Annotated in this window: 9 protein-coding genes; 3 read left to right on the top strand and 6 right to left on the bottom strand. The window is 32.0% G+C overall.

Features of this window, described 5'->3' with window-relative positions:
* The first annotated feature begins 24 nt into the window (after positions 1 to 24).
* Positions 25 to 1,020, top strand: a complete 996-nt coding sequence (gene obgE, locus JM82_RS09480) for a GTPase ObgE (protein ID WP_145002781.1) — start codon at positions 25 to 27, stop codon at positions 1,018 to 1,020.
* Between the two features lie 376 nt (positions 1,021 to 1,396).
* Here the strand turns inward: obgE and JM82_RS09475 are convergent, their stop codons facing one another.
* From JM82_RS09475 to JM82_RS09455, 5 genes are all read right to left on the bottom strand, one after another.
* On the bottom strand, positions 1,397 to 2,503 hold the full coding sequence (locus tag JM82_RS09475; RefSeq protein WP_145002778.1) for an alpha/beta hydrolase family protein: 1,107 nt from the start codon (positions 2,501 to 2,503) through the stop codon (positions 1,397 to 1,399).
* A gap of 5 nt (positions 2,504 to 2,508) precedes the next feature.
* Entirely contained in the window at positions 2,509 to 3,147 is a 639-nt protein-coding gene (locus tag JM82_RS09470; protein WP_145002775.1) for an SdpI family protein, read from the bottom strand.
* Between the two features lie 4 nt (positions 3,148 to 3,151).
* The gene (locus JM82_RS09465; protein ID WP_145002772.1) at positions 3,152 to 3,406 is read right to left on the bottom strand and encodes an autorepressor SdpR family transcription factor; all 255 of its coding nucleotides are present in this window, start codon (positions 3,404 to 3,406) and stop codon (positions 3,152 to 3,154) included.
* A gap of 97 nt (positions 3,407 to 3,503) precedes the next feature.
* Entirely contained in the window at positions 3,504 to 5,075 is a 1,572-nt protein-coding gene (locus JM82_RS09460; RefSeq protein WP_145002768.1) for a hypothetical protein, read from the bottom strand.
* A gap of 200 nt (positions 5,076 to 5,275) precedes the next feature.
* Positions 5,276 to 11,812 (bottom strand): alpha-2-macroglobulin family protein, encoded by a 6,537-nt coding sequence (locus JM82_RS09455; RefSeq protein ID WP_261375347.1) that lies wholly within the window; start codon positions 11,810 to 11,812, stop codon positions 5,276 to 5,278.
* A 174-nt stretch (positions 11,813 to 11,986) separates the two neighbouring features.
* Here JM82_RS09455 and JM82_RS09450 point away from each other — a divergent pair, with 174 nt between their 5' ends.
* Complete coding sequence (locus tag JM82_RS09450; RefSeq protein ID WP_145002765.1) at positions 11,987 to 12,931, top strand: tetratricopeptide repeat protein; 945 nt, start codon at positions 11,987 to 11,989, stop codon at positions 12,929 to 12,931.
* A 2-nt stretch (positions 12,932 to 12,933) separates the two neighbouring features.
* Here JM82_RS09450 and JM82_RS09445 read toward each other — a convergent pair whose 3' ends face one another.
* Positions 12,934 to 13,680: a hypothetical protein gene (locus JM82_RS09445; RefSeq protein ID WP_145002762.1), complete on the bottom strand. Its 747-nt coding sequence runs from the start codon at positions 13,678 to 13,680 to the stop codon at positions 12,934 to 12,936.
* A gap of 158 nt (positions 13,681 to 13,838) precedes the next feature.
* Here JM82_RS09445 and murC point away from each other — a divergent pair, with 158 nt between their 5' ends.
* Positions 13,839 to 15,194 carry a UDP-N-acetylmuramate--L-alanine ligase gene (murC, locus tag JM82_RS09440; RefSeq protein ID WP_145002759.1) on the top strand — a complete coding sequence of 452 codons (1,356 nt, stop codon included), beginning with the start codon at positions 13,839 to 13,841 and terminating at the stop codon, positions 15,192 to 15,194.
* Positions 15,195 to 15,234 lie beyond the last annotated feature (40 nt).

The following is a 15,234-nucleotide window of genomic DNA, read 5'->3' as shown; positions in this document are numbered from 1 at the left end:
ACGTTTTAACTTTTTAACTAAATTATGACTGAGGGAAATTTTGTAGACTACGTAAAAATGCATGTCTCTTCCGGTAACGGAGGAAAAGGATCTGTGCATTTACATCGCGAAAAATTTATTACAAAAGGTGGACCAGATGGAGGAGATGGTGGACGTGGAGGACACGTTATATTAAGAGGTAACTCTAACCTTTGGACGCTATTGCATCTAAAATTTAAAAGACATATTAGAGCAGGACATGGTGGACATGGTAGTAAAAGTAGAAGCTCTGGAGAAGATGGAGAAGACATGTACGCAGACGTACCTTTAGGTACTGTCGTTAGAGACACAGAAACTAACGAGATCCTTTTTGAAATCACTGAGGATGGAGAAGAGCGTATTGTGGCAGAAGGTGGAAAAGGTGGTCTAGGTAACTGGCACTTTAAAACCTCTACAAACCAAACACCACGTTATGCACAACCAGGAATACCATTAGAAGAAAAATTTATAACCCTAGAACTTAAAGTTTTAGCAGATGTAGGTTTGGTTGGATTTCCAAATGCAGGAAAATCCACATTACTTTCTGTAGTAACTTCAGCAAAACCAAAAATTGCAGATTACGAGTTTACAACTCTTAAACCTAATCTTGGAATTGTAAAATACAGAGATTTTCAAACCTTTGTAATGGCTGATATTCCTGGGATTATTGAAGGTGCAGCAGAAGGTAAAGGATTAGGGTATTACTTTTTACGTCACATAGAGCGTAACTCGATTTTACTATTTTTAATACCAGCAGATGCGCCAGATATTAAGGCACAGTATGAGATCTTGTTGGACGAGTTAAGACGTTACAATCCAGAAATGTTAGACAAAGATCGTATGATTGCCATCTCAAAGTCTGACATGTTGGACGACGAGCTTAAAGCAGAACTGAAAACCGAATTGGATAAAACACTTCCAATTCCTTACCAATTTATATCAAGTGTAGCACAACAAGGTTTAACCGAGTTGAAAGACACACTATGGAAAATGCTTAACTAAATTATTTTGGGCGTTACCCACTTTTGCTTTTAAGTAGCAAAAGTGGGTCAGGCTGTCCATTATATCTTTTTTTGCCATATATGGCAGCAAAAAAAGGATGCCACTTCCATCCTTAACGCAAAGCCAACCAATTACCAAAACAGCCAAGTATACTATAAACGAATAGTAATTATTTAATGAATATAATTAAAAATTTAGCCATTCGTTTTTTTATTAGTCTTTTGGTTGCAGGACTAATATCCAAACAATTTCCGCAATTCGAGTTTATCCTATTAATAACAGTAACCATTGCAATGTTTTTGTTATTAAGCAAAATGGCAAATAAATTTTAGAATTCTAAAATAGGTATTGTGCTATGATGCAAAATTAATAGTCACTAAAATCTAGCATGAATCCAATCTGATATTAATTTTAAAGCAACAGGAGAAAAAGTTTCCTCAATTTTAGCATACTCATTAATGTTTCCCGTTTTAGCAGTTTGAAACAAATGATTTAAACCTTCAATTTCGTGGATGGTTACATCATTATTCTTAGCAGTCTCAAGGTGTTTTTTAATGGCAGGTAAATTTATTTCTGGTAATACTTGTACATCTTTAGTTCCGTTAAGGACCAAAACAGGACACGTTACTTTTTCTAAATATGCTTTAGGGTCTAATGTAATAAACGCATAAAGCCAAGGATTAGTTAATTGTGAAGCTAATTGCTTAATTACTATATTATTTACATAAACCGCAAACGGACTTTGATCTGCTTCTAATTGTTTTTTATAGCTATCTAAAGCTAAAGTTATAGCAGCCTTTTGCTTGTCTGTTTCAGTTTCAGAATGTAAAGCATCATAAGCTATAGTTGTTAATTGGTGGTTAAAAGCAATACCTTCTTTAGTAGTCCCTTGTAGTTCTGCAATTTTTTTGCTTTGTGACTGTAGTACTTCCTGTCCATTAACACCTGTACCAGCAAGCATGACAATAAAAGCGACGTTTGTATTGGTAGATGCTACTATTGGTGCAATTAATCCGCCTTCGCTATGACCAATTAATCCAATTTTTGATACATCAATATCTGTGCGTGATTTTAAAAAATTAATACCAGCTTCAACATCTTTAGCTAAATCAAAGGTGGTAGCTGTACTAAAATCACCTTGGGATTGTGCTGTACCACGTTCGTCATAACGTAAAACAGCAATTCCGTTATTGGTTAAATAATCTGCAATTACCCAAAAGGATTTGTGACCCATGATGTCGCAATCTCTATCATGAGCACCTGAACCATTAATTAAAATGGCAACAGGAGGATTGATAGTATCTTTAGGTAACGTTAATGTACCAGCTAACACTATGCTGTCTGCTGCTGTGTTAATAAAAGTAACGTCTTTAATTATATAATCAAAAGGTGCTTTTGGTGTTTGTGGTTTTTCGGTTTGTGCAACAGTCAAACTTGTAAATAATATAAACAGCGCAACTGATAGGTTATTTAAATACTTCATAATAACTATTTTATTTTTTTAAATTCAATATAAGAATGCACTAACGGTATTATGGTAATTAATACTGCTATTATTACAAATAAAGTAGCTGCTGTTTGTGCTGTAAAGATTAAGCTCATGCAAACAATTAGTAAACCACCAACAAACCATATTTTACCACCTAAAAGATGCGTTTTTTTCCAAACTGTTTCGTTTTCTAAAGTCCAAGGTGTTTTGATACCAATAAAGTAATTTGGTTTTACTGTTTTCATAAAATTACCAAGACCAGCAAATAATAAACCTAATAGTATGTATATAATGTTTGGGCTAGAAAAGCTTTGTGTTTTTGAGCTGTAAATTATAAATAAGGCTAGTATAGACATAAACAAGACTAAGAAAAATTTTAATTGCTTATACTTTTTTCCCATTGTAGCAATCTTATTTTTTGGATCAATTTTGGGTGCAATAGTCATAATAATATAAACCAAAACAGGTAACATAAACGGAATTAATAGCAAGCTGTTTTTACTACCATAACCATCTATTTCTCCACTAGCATTCCAATGGGTAGGTACCGTTTCTGGTAAAGTATTCCAGATGTAAGCTAAATATATAAATGGCAAAGCCATTAATATTATATACGGAAATTCTTTTTTAAGATTCATAATTCTATTGTTTTAAAGTTATAATCCATTGGAGTACATCTTCTAGGATGGTTGTATTTATGGCATATTCTACAAACTGACCTTTCTTCTCGCTGGTTACTAAATCTGCACGTTTTAAAATGTCTAAATGATGTGATATACTAGGTTTGCTAATATTAAAGGCGTCAGCAATTTGTCCTGCAGTAAGATTATCTTCTTTTAGAAGTTCTAAAATTTGACGTCTTGTGTCGTCGTTTAATGCTTTAAATAATAAATTCACTAATTAGGTATTTAGACAAATATCTAAATATTATTTTAAATAGCAAAAAAAAAGCCTCCTAGAGTGGAAGCTTTTAATCTGCATCTTTTAAAAAAAATTAAAATTTAATTTTTAAAATTCGTGTATTTTTTTTCTTTTTACCTGGTAAAATAACAGTGCGATCGTTAAGATTTACAACACCATCATTAACCTTGTAATAGACTTTAGAGTCTTTGTCGTCTATTAATTTTTCAAAATCAAAAGCGCCATTTTTATCAATAGATATCATATATAAATTAGACTTTTTGGCTTTAGTTTGTTTAAAAGCAATACGGTCTGCACTAAGTTTTTTAATATTATCAGAGCAGTTTATAAAAAAGTAAGTTGTTTCGTCTACTGGAATTGAAGTGTAAGAGCTATTAGTAAGACCAGTTTGTGCTTTATTGATGTTTCTAGCCCATTTTAAGACTCCATCTTTATCTAATCTAACGCTTATAATATCATTAAAATGATAAATGGTATAAGTAGACATTCCACCACTACCATTCATAGATGTATGTGTAGTAATAAAAAACTCTTCTGCGTTTACAATAATGTCACCATTATCCATTGTAAAAATGCCTTTAAAATCTATATTTTTAATACCCTTTTTCTGTTTTCTTTTTTTTCTGTTTTCTTTATTACCATATTTATCAGTCATAAACTCATTAGAGAAAGGAGTAAATTTTTCAGTCTCCATAGCAAGCGTATCTGGATTTAAATTAAACAAACAAACACCATTATAATTACCTTGATCTTTAACTCCGTAAAAACCAACACAAGATAATCTGTCCTCTGTTTTGATTAACTCCATTGACGAAATAAATTTATCTGCCTTTTTAAACGCTGTTGTTTTTTGTCCTTCTGCATTTACTTTTAGCAATTCGAAGTGGTAGTTAGCTTCACCTTTTTTCTTAGACTTTCTGGAGTTGTTTTCAAAAGCTTTACCTAAAAAGTAAACGGTTCCGTCTTTGTCATCGACATCAATACTATTGTATTCAAACAATTTGTCTTTAATGTCTTTTTCTATTAATTTATCATAAACGCTTTCAAAATTAGTATTGAAAACAAATATTTTGTGCGTCTCCTTATCTTTATTATTAAAGTCAAAGTTGATAGCAAAAAACGTATTGTTTTTAGACATAATTACTTCTCCCATATGGTTTCCATCCATTTGAGAAAAGTTATTTATAAAAAAGGGAAAAATGCCTATTCCAAAATACTTTTGCATGTTGTCTTCAGAGAATGATAATAATTCTTTTTTGCTGAATTTTAGGTCTTTAAGGTTTGAAGACACCACATTAAATACTATTTTATCTGCTTTTTTGTCGTGGTCAAATTCTATAATATGCAATTGTCCATCTTTAATAAATGCATTTTGAATAAAATTATTGTCTACCTCATATTCAACTTCTTTGATTAATTTTAATTTAGCGTCAAAGTGCTGAATGTAATACCCTTTTAATTTAGGTATAAAGCCACCTATAAAAGATCTGATAGTAATTAGTCCTCCATTATCATCTTCTAAAGAAAAGACTAATGAGCTGTTTTTTTTGGAGTCTTTAAAAATTTCACTTTTAGTTAAAGACACGGTTTGTGCGCTTATTGAAAATGCAAAAAGCAAAGCAATAAGTAATACTGATTTTTTCATTATGGATAGTTTAGTTTGGCCTAAAAATATAATTTTTAACCCTTTTGCAAACTATTGTATCCATTTTTTATAATACAAAGTAGGTTGGTTAAATGCCTAAATCATTTTTTGCACACTGTAGTTTATTGTGGTTAAGTGAGTTATGTGTATAAAAAAAGCTTTCAAATTATTGAAAGCTTTTTTGTTTAGTTAAGCTAAATTTATTCGACATTAATACGTACACCTTCACTATGACTACTAAATTCTGGAGCATACATACTTTGTATAGTTGTAATACCATTACTCATATTACCAGCATTATTAACGCGTAAATCATATTCAAAGACAAAAACACCTTTTGGTAAATAGTCAAAAAAGAAGTTGGTAGATGCATCTTTAGTCGCTTCGTAATACCCTAAACCATCTTGGTATTTATATTGACTAAGTACATTAATAGGTTCTAATCCTGCTGCACGCATATCTTTCATGTGTACAAATTCCATTGCGCGATCGCTTCGTAATTCTATACGGACTCTTACTAAATCTCCAACTTTAAGTTTCATGTTTTTAGTAAAAGCAGTAATGACTTCACCTGTATCTGTATTGGTTTTTAAATACAATTGCTTTTTCAGTTTTAAAGGGGTTTCTGCAGAGGTTATTTTATCTAAATCCTCAAAATATTGCCAGTATAAACTTCCCCAAGCAATGCCATCTCCTTTTTTAGTTAGCTTAACCTCAGCCATTTTAGGAGTAATGTCTTCTCCTGACCAAGAGGTTTTGTAGTAACCTGTTCCTGCTTCTACTTTTATATCTTCTAAAGTAGCAGGTGTTATTTTTTGGTCTCCTAAAACTACATCAACCATTTCTGTTACACTTAGCCAATCGTTACCTTGTAATAGTAAAGCATAGACAGCATCTGTGGTTGCTTTTGTTGTTTTCCATTGGTTAGTCTGTTTGTTTTTAAGTAGCCAGATTTTTAGATTATCAATCGTTTCAATGTTTTTAGCTTCGGTTTGCAGTATTGTACCAGCTTCAGCAAAAGCTTCAATCATTAAGGCTTGTGTTTCAATGGATGCTTGATACCAATAGTAAGAGTTTGTGTTTTCTTTCCAATACATACCTAACTCGTCAGACGTAATACTGTTTTCGCTAACCGATTTTAAAATGGCTTTAGCTGTTGTCGTATCGTTATTACGTTTCATTATTAAAGCCATCATCCCTTTAGCATATAATGGACGCTGTAACCAGTAATTTCTAATTTGTGACAAGTAATAGTTGTGTATCTCTTGTTGTTTTTTAGACAGCTTAAATTCTGGAAAAAAGCTTCGCATGTATAAATAATGTAACTGCGTATAACTTAAGTGGTCTTTGGTGTAATCTATAGTGTTACTATATTTTGTTAAGTCGTTGTATTCTTTTTCAAATTCATTATCCAAATACTGTAATGCATTTTTTACCATATCTGTAATGTCTTCATCTTTATCACTTACCACATTTAGTTTTTTAAGATGTCCAAAACCTGTAATAATATGTTGTGTGATGTAACGGTTAACACGATAATCTCCAAACCAAGACCAACCACCATTATTCATTTGGTTGTTTTTTAATTTTGTTTTAGCACGTGCTAGCTCATTATTCATTTTATTTAAATCAAACAGTAAAGCAATACGTTTTTTCTGTTCTGTCTCTGACTGTGCATCACGTAACCAAGGTGTTTCTTGTATTAAAATAGATTTTAATTCTTCATTTTTTTCTAGATTACTCAATAACACATCTGTATTTTTCCATTGGTTAAACACTTCTTTAACGCGTGGATTACTATTAACAATATGGCTAGCTAAGGCATTAGCATAAAATCTGCTAAAGGTTTGCTCATTACACTCGTATGGATATTCCATTAAATAGGGTAATGCTTGTATAGCATACCAAGCAGGATTGCTAGTCATCTCTAATGTTAATTTGTGATGCTTTAAAGTAGCCGACGTATTGGTCTTTAATTTATCCAATGTAAAGGTTTTGGTTTGGTTGCTTTTAATCCACATTGGAAGGGTTTCAGTCACCAACATTCTATTGGTTAAAACAGGTAAGGCATTTTGTTCACCATCGCTAAAATCGCCAGATTTTGCTAATATTTTATATTGAATCGCACTAACGTTATCCGGAATGGAAAGTGCCCATGTGACTTGTGTGTTACCTTTTGCTTTCGCGGAAAACGATTGCTGGTTTAAAGTATTGGCTAATTCCGAATCTATAGCTTTTCCAGTCAATGCATCAAACAACTGAAGCACTGCTGTACCTGTTAAATCCTTTGTGCTAAGATTTGCAATTTTTGTGCTAATCTGTATTTGGTCACCTTGACGTAAAAAACGTGGTACATTTGGTAACACCATTAAGTCTTTTTGTGTAACGGTTTGCAGTGTATTTTGGGCATAATTACCTTGTTTGTCATGTGCAAACACATTAAGATTCCATCTAGTTAATGCTTCTGGTGTTGTAAAGTTAAAGGACACATTACCATCTTTATCTGTAGCTAATTGCGGAAAGAAAAAGGCAGTTTCTTGTAAATTTGTTCTTGCTTTAACTTGAGAGAAATCTTCTGTTACACCTTTTTTTGTTGTGATAATTATAACACCATTGGCACCTTGAGATCCATATAAAGCAGTTCCGCCAGCACCTTTTAATACTTGAGTGTTTAGGATAGAATTTGGATCAAGATTACTAACTTGGTCTGTAGACATTATCACACCATCAACTACAATTAGCGCTGCATTGTCACCAGTTAAGGATCTATTTCCTCTAAGAGTGATTTTTTTTACAGTGCCATCTTCATTTATAGCTTTCTTTGTGTATTCATTTCCTCTATAATAGTCAAATTCATTTTCAGTTGCACCTGTAAGTTCCTCAGCCTTTCTCTCAATACCTAATGCAGTTATAACCACTTCATCTAAAGCATTGTCAGGTTTTAGTGTTAAGTTAATAACGTTATCAACTCCAATTGTTTTTTGCATTGTCCCATAGCCAACATAGCTAAAAGTTAAAATAGCGCCAGTTTTTGCTTTAATAATAAAGTTACCATCAAAGTCTGTAGTTGTACTTTCTGTGCTGCCTTTAACTGTAATTGCAGCAGAAGGTAATGGTAATCCATTCTCATCACTTACAGTTCCTTTAACATAACCATCTTTAACTTTACCATCGTAAGAGGTTCTAGTTTTATTTGCTCTAAGCGAATTGATGTAATTGTTATAAAACCAACCGTTATTATTAATAGCAAATCCATACCAATTAAATTGATCAAAGCTTTTTAAATTATTAAAACTATGGTATTCATAAACCCTATCCACTCTAAAATGGGTTACTCCAAAACTGTTCCCATTATTTTTTCTAAAAGTCGTGTAATAGGTTAGAGGTTTAAATGGTGAGTAATTCCAGTTGTGTGATTTAAACTGATCAAGAGATGCATCATACATACTAGCTAAAAATTCGGATGCAATTTTTTCGCCTTTTGTTCCTTTAACTTTAAAGCTCCAAGTTTCGTCTGTTCCTGGTTGAAGTTTGTCTCTAAACGTAAGTGTTTCAATCTCTAAGTCTGTTTGCGGATAAGGCACATTTATGGTTAGACTACCATCTGAGTAACTATTAAATGCTGCCAAACTATAATGAACACCAAAACCGCCTAAATCGTTTTTGTCAATAGGTATACTTATCGTTTTTTTGTTTTGGTTTAAAGTAATAGTATGGTTTTCTGTGATTTGATAATCACGTTCTATACTAACTGTAACAGTTAAATTTTTGGCAGCGCTTGCAAAGGTTAAAATTGCTTTGTCACCAACAATATAACTGGTTTCATCTGTTGTAACTGTAATTAATTGCTGGTCTGCAAGGGTTTTATCCTTGTCGGAAAACAACATGGTTTTAGCAATATCCTTAACCTCTTGACCAAATTTGTCTTTGGTTTCTAGTTCCAAAATGTATGCTCCAGACAGCCATTTTTTGATGTTTTTTAGGTCTATAGTTTTAGATTTTTCTGTGTCAAACGTTTTAGATAAAACTAAGTCGCCTTTTTCCCAATGTTCTGGATTATCCTCATTGTTGTAAGCATCATGCGGAAAGTAGTTTTTAAATTCTGTTTTGGTAAAACCTTCATAATCCGGAATGCTCCATGGTCGCGGTCTTAATACGTTATCAGGAGCTTGCAATTTGTATATCTTTAAAGCGCCTTTGGCTGCTACAAATTGACCGTTTAGGTTTTGAGTGGTTATAGTAATTTGATTGTCTTTTTTTGTTTTGTCAATGGTGGAAGCAATGTCAATATTAGCTGTTAAGGCATGATATCCTACTTTTACAATTGTTGAGGTGCTTCTAGTTTCTCCATTAATGTCTGTAACGTCTGCTGTGACTTTATAACTAAAAATTGGTAAGCCAGATTTATCAACTTTTTCGTCTGGAATAGCTTTAAATACAAGCTCATAATTACCATCTGCATTTGTTGTTGTTTCGCCATGTGTTATTTCTTGCGATTCACTGGTATAACTTGGTCTATACCATCTGTACCAAGCAGGATATTGTACATTTCTAACCACACGATATACGACTTTTGCATCTGTAATTTTACTACCTGCAAAAGCAATAGCTTCGCCTTTTACAGTAATGCTGTCATTAACTTTAAACGTTTCGGTAATGGGATTAAAATTGGTTTCAAACTTAGGACGCTTATATTCTTCAACCGAAATAGAAGTCTGACCATAAAGATCTGCATCGTTAATTTGTATGCTATAATTACCTGTTAATCCATCGTTAGGTAAAATAAATTCGCCAGAAACAGATCCAAAATCATTAGTAATTAAATCTAATGTGCTTGCTTTTTCGCCATTAGTATTATATAAAATGACTTGTATTTTTTTATTAGTATATACCTCAGTTTTGTTGTTTTTGTTTTTTAAAGCAATTGCTTTAAAGTAAACGGTTTGCGATGGTCTGTAAATACTACGATCGGTAAAAACAAAAGCTTGATAATTGGTGTCATTATCTTCACGACTACGCTTATAATTATACATGTAATAACTACCAAAATAGGCAGTGTCATCATTAGTTTTTACAGTTAAATTAATATTACTGCGATTATAATTATTGGTTTTGCTTAAAGCAATAATACCTTTTGAGTTAGTTGTTGTGGTTTTAGTGTGAATTTTCTCGTTACGGTAGGTATAGTCAAGGTCTACTTTTGCGTTTGTTAAAGGTGCTCCGTTATTACGGTTAATGACTTGGAAAAAATCTTGATTATTATCTTGATAGTTTACAATAGCTATATCAGTCACTTGGGTTAAGGCTGATGCAAAAAAATCTGATTTTAAATCTGTAGTTTGTCCAACGATAAGGTATAATCCATTATCTAATTTAGGCACTAAAGTTTCAATGGTGTGTTGTTGGTAATCGTTTTTATCCTTTAAGGTAGACGACCAAGTTTTTGTTGTGCTTAGTTTTTTGATAAAGTCTTTTTTGTCTTCCTCTTTGTATAATTTTAAATACGCATCATACTTTTTTTTGCTTATAGCATATGCGTTAAAGGTTAAGTTTTGAATGTTTTTATAGCTAATTAAAAAACGCGAATACGTATTAATTGGTATGTTTTGTTCGGTTTGAATGGATAAACTAGGCTCTAATATTTGAGCCTGTAAAGCATTGCATAAACCAGCACCTTTACTATCCGGAAACTTAGCAGTAACTTGTTTACAAATAGCTAGAGCATCTTTAATTTTAAATCTTACATCAGCATTTGTGTCCTTGTTATAGTTGTAACCTTGTGTGTTATAAAGCGTGGCTATTTTAAAAAGGTAAAGACCAGAAACTTCATGATTTTTATTTTTTTCTGTTTCGGTTTGTAGTGCTTTTAGATATATGTCGTCTTTATTTTCAAAAGTCGCATTGTAGTAGACATAGTCTAACCGCTCAGTATTTAATTCCGTTAAGGCATACGGTGTTTTGTCTTTTAAGTGAAATTTAATTAAATCCTGATATACTTTTAAAGCTTGTAATTGTAGTGATGTCGAATCTTTAGAGGTGATTTTTAAGTTAGAAAACTGTTTGGAGTCTGTTAAAAATTGCTCATTGTCAATACTAAACTTATAAGCTGGTTGTGTAATTCTGTTTTCTGGTGTTCTGTAAAATTCTAAGGCGTTATGACTTAAAAAATCAAATAAAGTTGGTCTATAAATTTCAGCGTCTTTTCCTTTAGTAATTATAGCTTCAAATTGAAGAGTTGGTGTTTGTTGAAGTATTAATCCATTTTGTAATGAGCTGTCAAAAAGTGTTTGGATTTCTGTAAAAAGCGTTTCTAAATCCCAAGTTCTAAAATCAACAGCATCTGCTTTTTGTGCAGTTTTTGTGCGTCTATAAAATTGATATCTGTTTTGCTGAAAGTATTGCCAATACAACGTTGCCAACATGTTTTCTAGTACGTTTTTTGTAGGTGCTTCTGTTTTAGCAATTTCTTCTTTAAAATCATTGATAATGCTAAGTTGCGCATCTTCCTCTAGTAATAATGCAAACTTGCTTTTAAACAGTAAAACTTTTATACGTTGCTCTGTGTTATTGTCTGTTAAGGCTTTGTCGTGTATGGTATTTACAACTTCTAAAGCACTTTTTGGAAGACCATTAATTTCGTGATTTTCTACAGTTTCCCAAAGTTTGGAATAATTGTTGGTTTGTGAGTGGGACGTTGCAAAAAGTAATACCATTAATAGCGATAATATATGTTTCATTTTATTAATTTTTAAACAAGTTACTTTGCTTTTTACGATTTTAATAGCATAAATGTGTAAAGTAAACGTTTCAATGAGTGACGCGTGATAAATTTAAAGTTAAATAATATTTAACCAAATTAATCAAAAACAATACCAAGAGAATACTATTTTTGTAAACCTTTAACATTCAATATGAAATCATTTTTAGTAACCTTATTATTACCGTTAACTATTTTTGCTCAGACCTCAATAGAGAAAGGGAAGACCTATATTGATAGTAAACAATTTGCTAAAGCAGAACAGGAATTATCTGCATATGTAACTTATCATTCTGCAAATCTAGAAGCTATTGAGTTGTTAGGTGATGCGTATGGTCATCAAAAAAAATGGGATGAAGCTGCTGCAGAATATAAAAAGCTAGTAAATACTAAGCCTAATACAGCAAACTACCACTATAAATTAGGAGGTGCTTTAGGGATGAAAGCCTTATCTGTAAGCAAAATATCTGCTTTAGGAATTATTGGAGACGTAAAATCCTCTTTTTTAAAAGCTGCAGAATTAGATCCAAATCATATTGAAGCACGTTGGGCTTTGGTAGAATTATACATGCAATTACCAGGTATTATTGGTGGAAGTAAAAGTAAATCTATAAAGTACGCTAATGAGCTTGAAAATCTGTCTAAGGTAGATGGTTATTTGGCTAAAGGTTATATTTATGAATATGACGATGAGCCAGAATTAGCAGAAGAATATTACCTAAAAGCAATAAAGGTTGGAGGCTCTTTAACGTGCTACGATAAGTTAACAGCGCTTTACGAAAAAGAAAAGCAACCAGAAAAAGCAGTCTCTAATTTAGAAGCTGCGCAAATAAAACACCAACGCAACAGTTTGCATTACCAAATAGGTAAGGTGTGTGCAGATTATAACGTGCAATTGGATAAAGGAGAGCGTTGTTTAAAAGTTTATATTCAAAATTATTCGGCTAAAGATGGTGTTCCAAAAGCATGGGCTAATTACAGATTAGCGCAAATATATAAGCATAAGCAAGACGTAATAAATGCTAAAAAATATATTGATTTGGCTATAGCCGAATTACCAAGTATAGATGTGTTTAAGACGTTTAAGCAAGGATTATAAATTTATCCCATGCGTCTAAATAGTTTAAATAAAAAATAGGCAATACCTAAAGCGATTAATGCGTAATAACCAACGCCACGTTTTTTAACTTTTTTCTCTAATATTGGCTTTTGACCTCTAAATGTTGCGTTATCTTTACCTTTTTTTGAAGCTAAGTAAATGTGGTTTTCTGAAGCAGAATAGCTATCTATTTTCTGAAGATATTTTAAAATATCCTCTCTAGCAACATAAATATCTTTATAATGTTTAGGACTAATGTCTTCTAAAACATCACAGATATATAAGCAATATGCAATAAGTTGATTTTTATCTTTTTTTATAATTTCAGAGCTATCCAAACGGTTACAGATATTTAAAATAGTAACGTTTAGAGCATTTTTAACTAACGGAACATTAAAGTTTTCTGGCTTTTTATCTACTGTTTCTTTAGCATGTTTTAAAACGTCTAAAGTTTTAACCAGTTCTGGATGGTACTGGATTGCAACAACATCAATTACTTTTCTTGTGGCTAAAAATTGGGTAGACCTTAAAAAAGCATTTGTTTTTGCAGTGTTAGTAGATTGTACAGCATAGGTATTGTAAATAGTTTTAAAGCTTTCAATATATTGGTCTTCGATATACGTTTTAAAAGCTTCATCAGCAAAATCAATTTTTGAAAAATCTGAAAAACCCGTAATTTCATTCTCATTTAAAAGTAAATGTAATGCTTTATCATTATTTATCAAGGTACTAAACGTCTCCGAAGTCATATGGTATATCTAAAATTATTAAACAATAATACCCTTAATATCATTTAACCACAAATTAATTTGCGCTAAGTAATTAAAAAAGATATTAAAAAGGGCATTTGCAATCCGTGATTTTTGTTGGCAATCACTATCTTTGAGTACTCTACAAAATAAGGATAATGAAAGTACATTTTATAGCTATTGGCGGAAGCGCAATGCACAATTTAGCGTTAGCATTATATAACAAAGGTTACCAAATTACAGGAAGTGATGATACCATTTTTGAGCCTTCTAAATCTAGATTAGCAGCAAAGGGATTATTGCCAGAACAATTAGGTTGGTTTCCGGAAAAAATTAGTGATAATCTGGATGCCATAGTTTTAGGTATGCATGCTAAAGCGGATAATCCTGAGTTGCTAAAAGCACAAGATTTAGGATTAAAAATTTATAGCTATCCAGAGTTTTTGTATGAACAATCTAAACATAAAACTAGAGTAGTTATTGGCGGAAGTCATGGTAAAACCACAATAACATCCATGATTTTACACGTCATGCATTACCATGATCGTGATGTTGATTACATGGTTGGTGCACAATTAGAAGGGTTTGATGTTATGGTAAAACTAACAGACGATAACGACTTTATTGTGTTGGAAGGTGATGAGTATTTAAGTAGCCCAATTGATAGGAGACCAAAATTTCATTTATACAAACCAAATATTGCTTTGTTAAGCGGAATTGCATGGGACCATATTAACGTGTTTCCTACCTATGAAAATTATGTAGAGCAGTTTAGCATTTTTGTAGATAGTATTGTAAAAGGAGGAAGCATAAATTATAACGAAGAAGACACAGAGGTTAAACGTGTAGTTGAAGCATCTGTAAATCCAATACGTAAGATTGCATACCACACACCAGAATATACAGTGGAAGATGGCGAAACGTTATTAGATACTCCTGAAGGTCCAATGCCAATTGAAATTTTTGGAAAACATAACTTAAATAATTTAGCAGGTGCTAAGTGGATTTGTCAACATATGGGAATTGATGAAGACGATTTTTACGAAGCCATTTCTACTTTTAAAGGCGCAAGTAAACGTTTAGAGAAAATTGCCGAAAGTAAAACTAGCGTTGCTTTTAAAGATTTTGCGCACTCACCAAGTAAAGTAGAGGCGACTACTAACGCTGTTAAAGAGCAATATCAAAACCGTACGTTAGTGGCTTGTTTAGAGTTACATACTTATAGTAGTTTAAATGCCGAATTTTTAAAAGAATATAAAGGAGCATTAGATGCTGCAGATGTAGCAGTAGTGTTTTATAGTCCACATGCTGTAGAAATTAAAAAATTAGATAAAGTATCTCATGAGCAAATAGCCAACGCTTTTCAACGTGAGGATTTAATTATTTACACTAATACAGAAGCGTTTAAAGACTTTATTTTTAAACAAAATTTTGATAACAAAGCCTTGTTATTAATGAGTTCTGGAAATTATGGTGGTTTAGATTTTGATGAGGTTAAAGGATTGATAAAGTAAAGTTTAGATAGACTTACTTTGTTATTTACTTATATAAAGT

It is taken from the genome of Olleya sp. Hel_I_94 (assembly GCF_007827365.1).
Taxonomy (GTDB): domain Bacteria; phylum Bacteroidota; class Bacteroidia; order Flavobacteriales; family Flavobacteriaceae; genus Olleya.
Note: the sequence above shows the minus strand (reverse complement) of the source record. Positions and strands in the feature narration are given on the sequence as shown.

Coding starts and splice junctions, on each gene's coding strand:
- obgE (WP_145002781.1), top strand. CDS start 25: ATGACTGAGGGAAATTTTGTAGACTACGTAAAAATGCATGTCTCTTCC.
- JM82_RS09475 (WP_145002778.1), bottom strand. CDS start 2,503: ATGAAGTATTTAAATAACCTATCAGTTGCGCTGTTTATATTATTTACA.
- JM82_RS09470 (WP_145002775.1), bottom strand. CDS start 3,147: ATGAATCTTAAAAAAGAATTTCCGTATATAATATTAATGGCTTTGCCA.
- JM82_RS09460 (WP_145002768.1), bottom strand. CDS start 5,075: ATGAAAAAATCAGTATTACTTATTGCTTTGCTTTTTGCATTTTCAATA.
- JM82_RS09455 (WP_261375347.1), bottom strand. CDS start 11,812: ATGAAACATATATTATCGCTATTAATGGTATTACTTTTTGCAACGTCC.
- JM82_RS09450 (WP_145002765.1), top strand. CDS start 11,987: ATGAAATCATTTTTAGTAACCTTATTATTACCGTTAACTATTTTTGCT.
- JM82_RS09445 (WP_145002762.1), bottom strand. CDS start 13,680: ATGACTTCGGAGACGTTTAGTACCTTGATAAATAATGATAAAGCATTA.
- murC (WP_145002759.1), top strand. CDS start 13,839: ATGAAAGTACATTTTATAGCTATTGGCGGAAGCGCAATGCACAATTTA.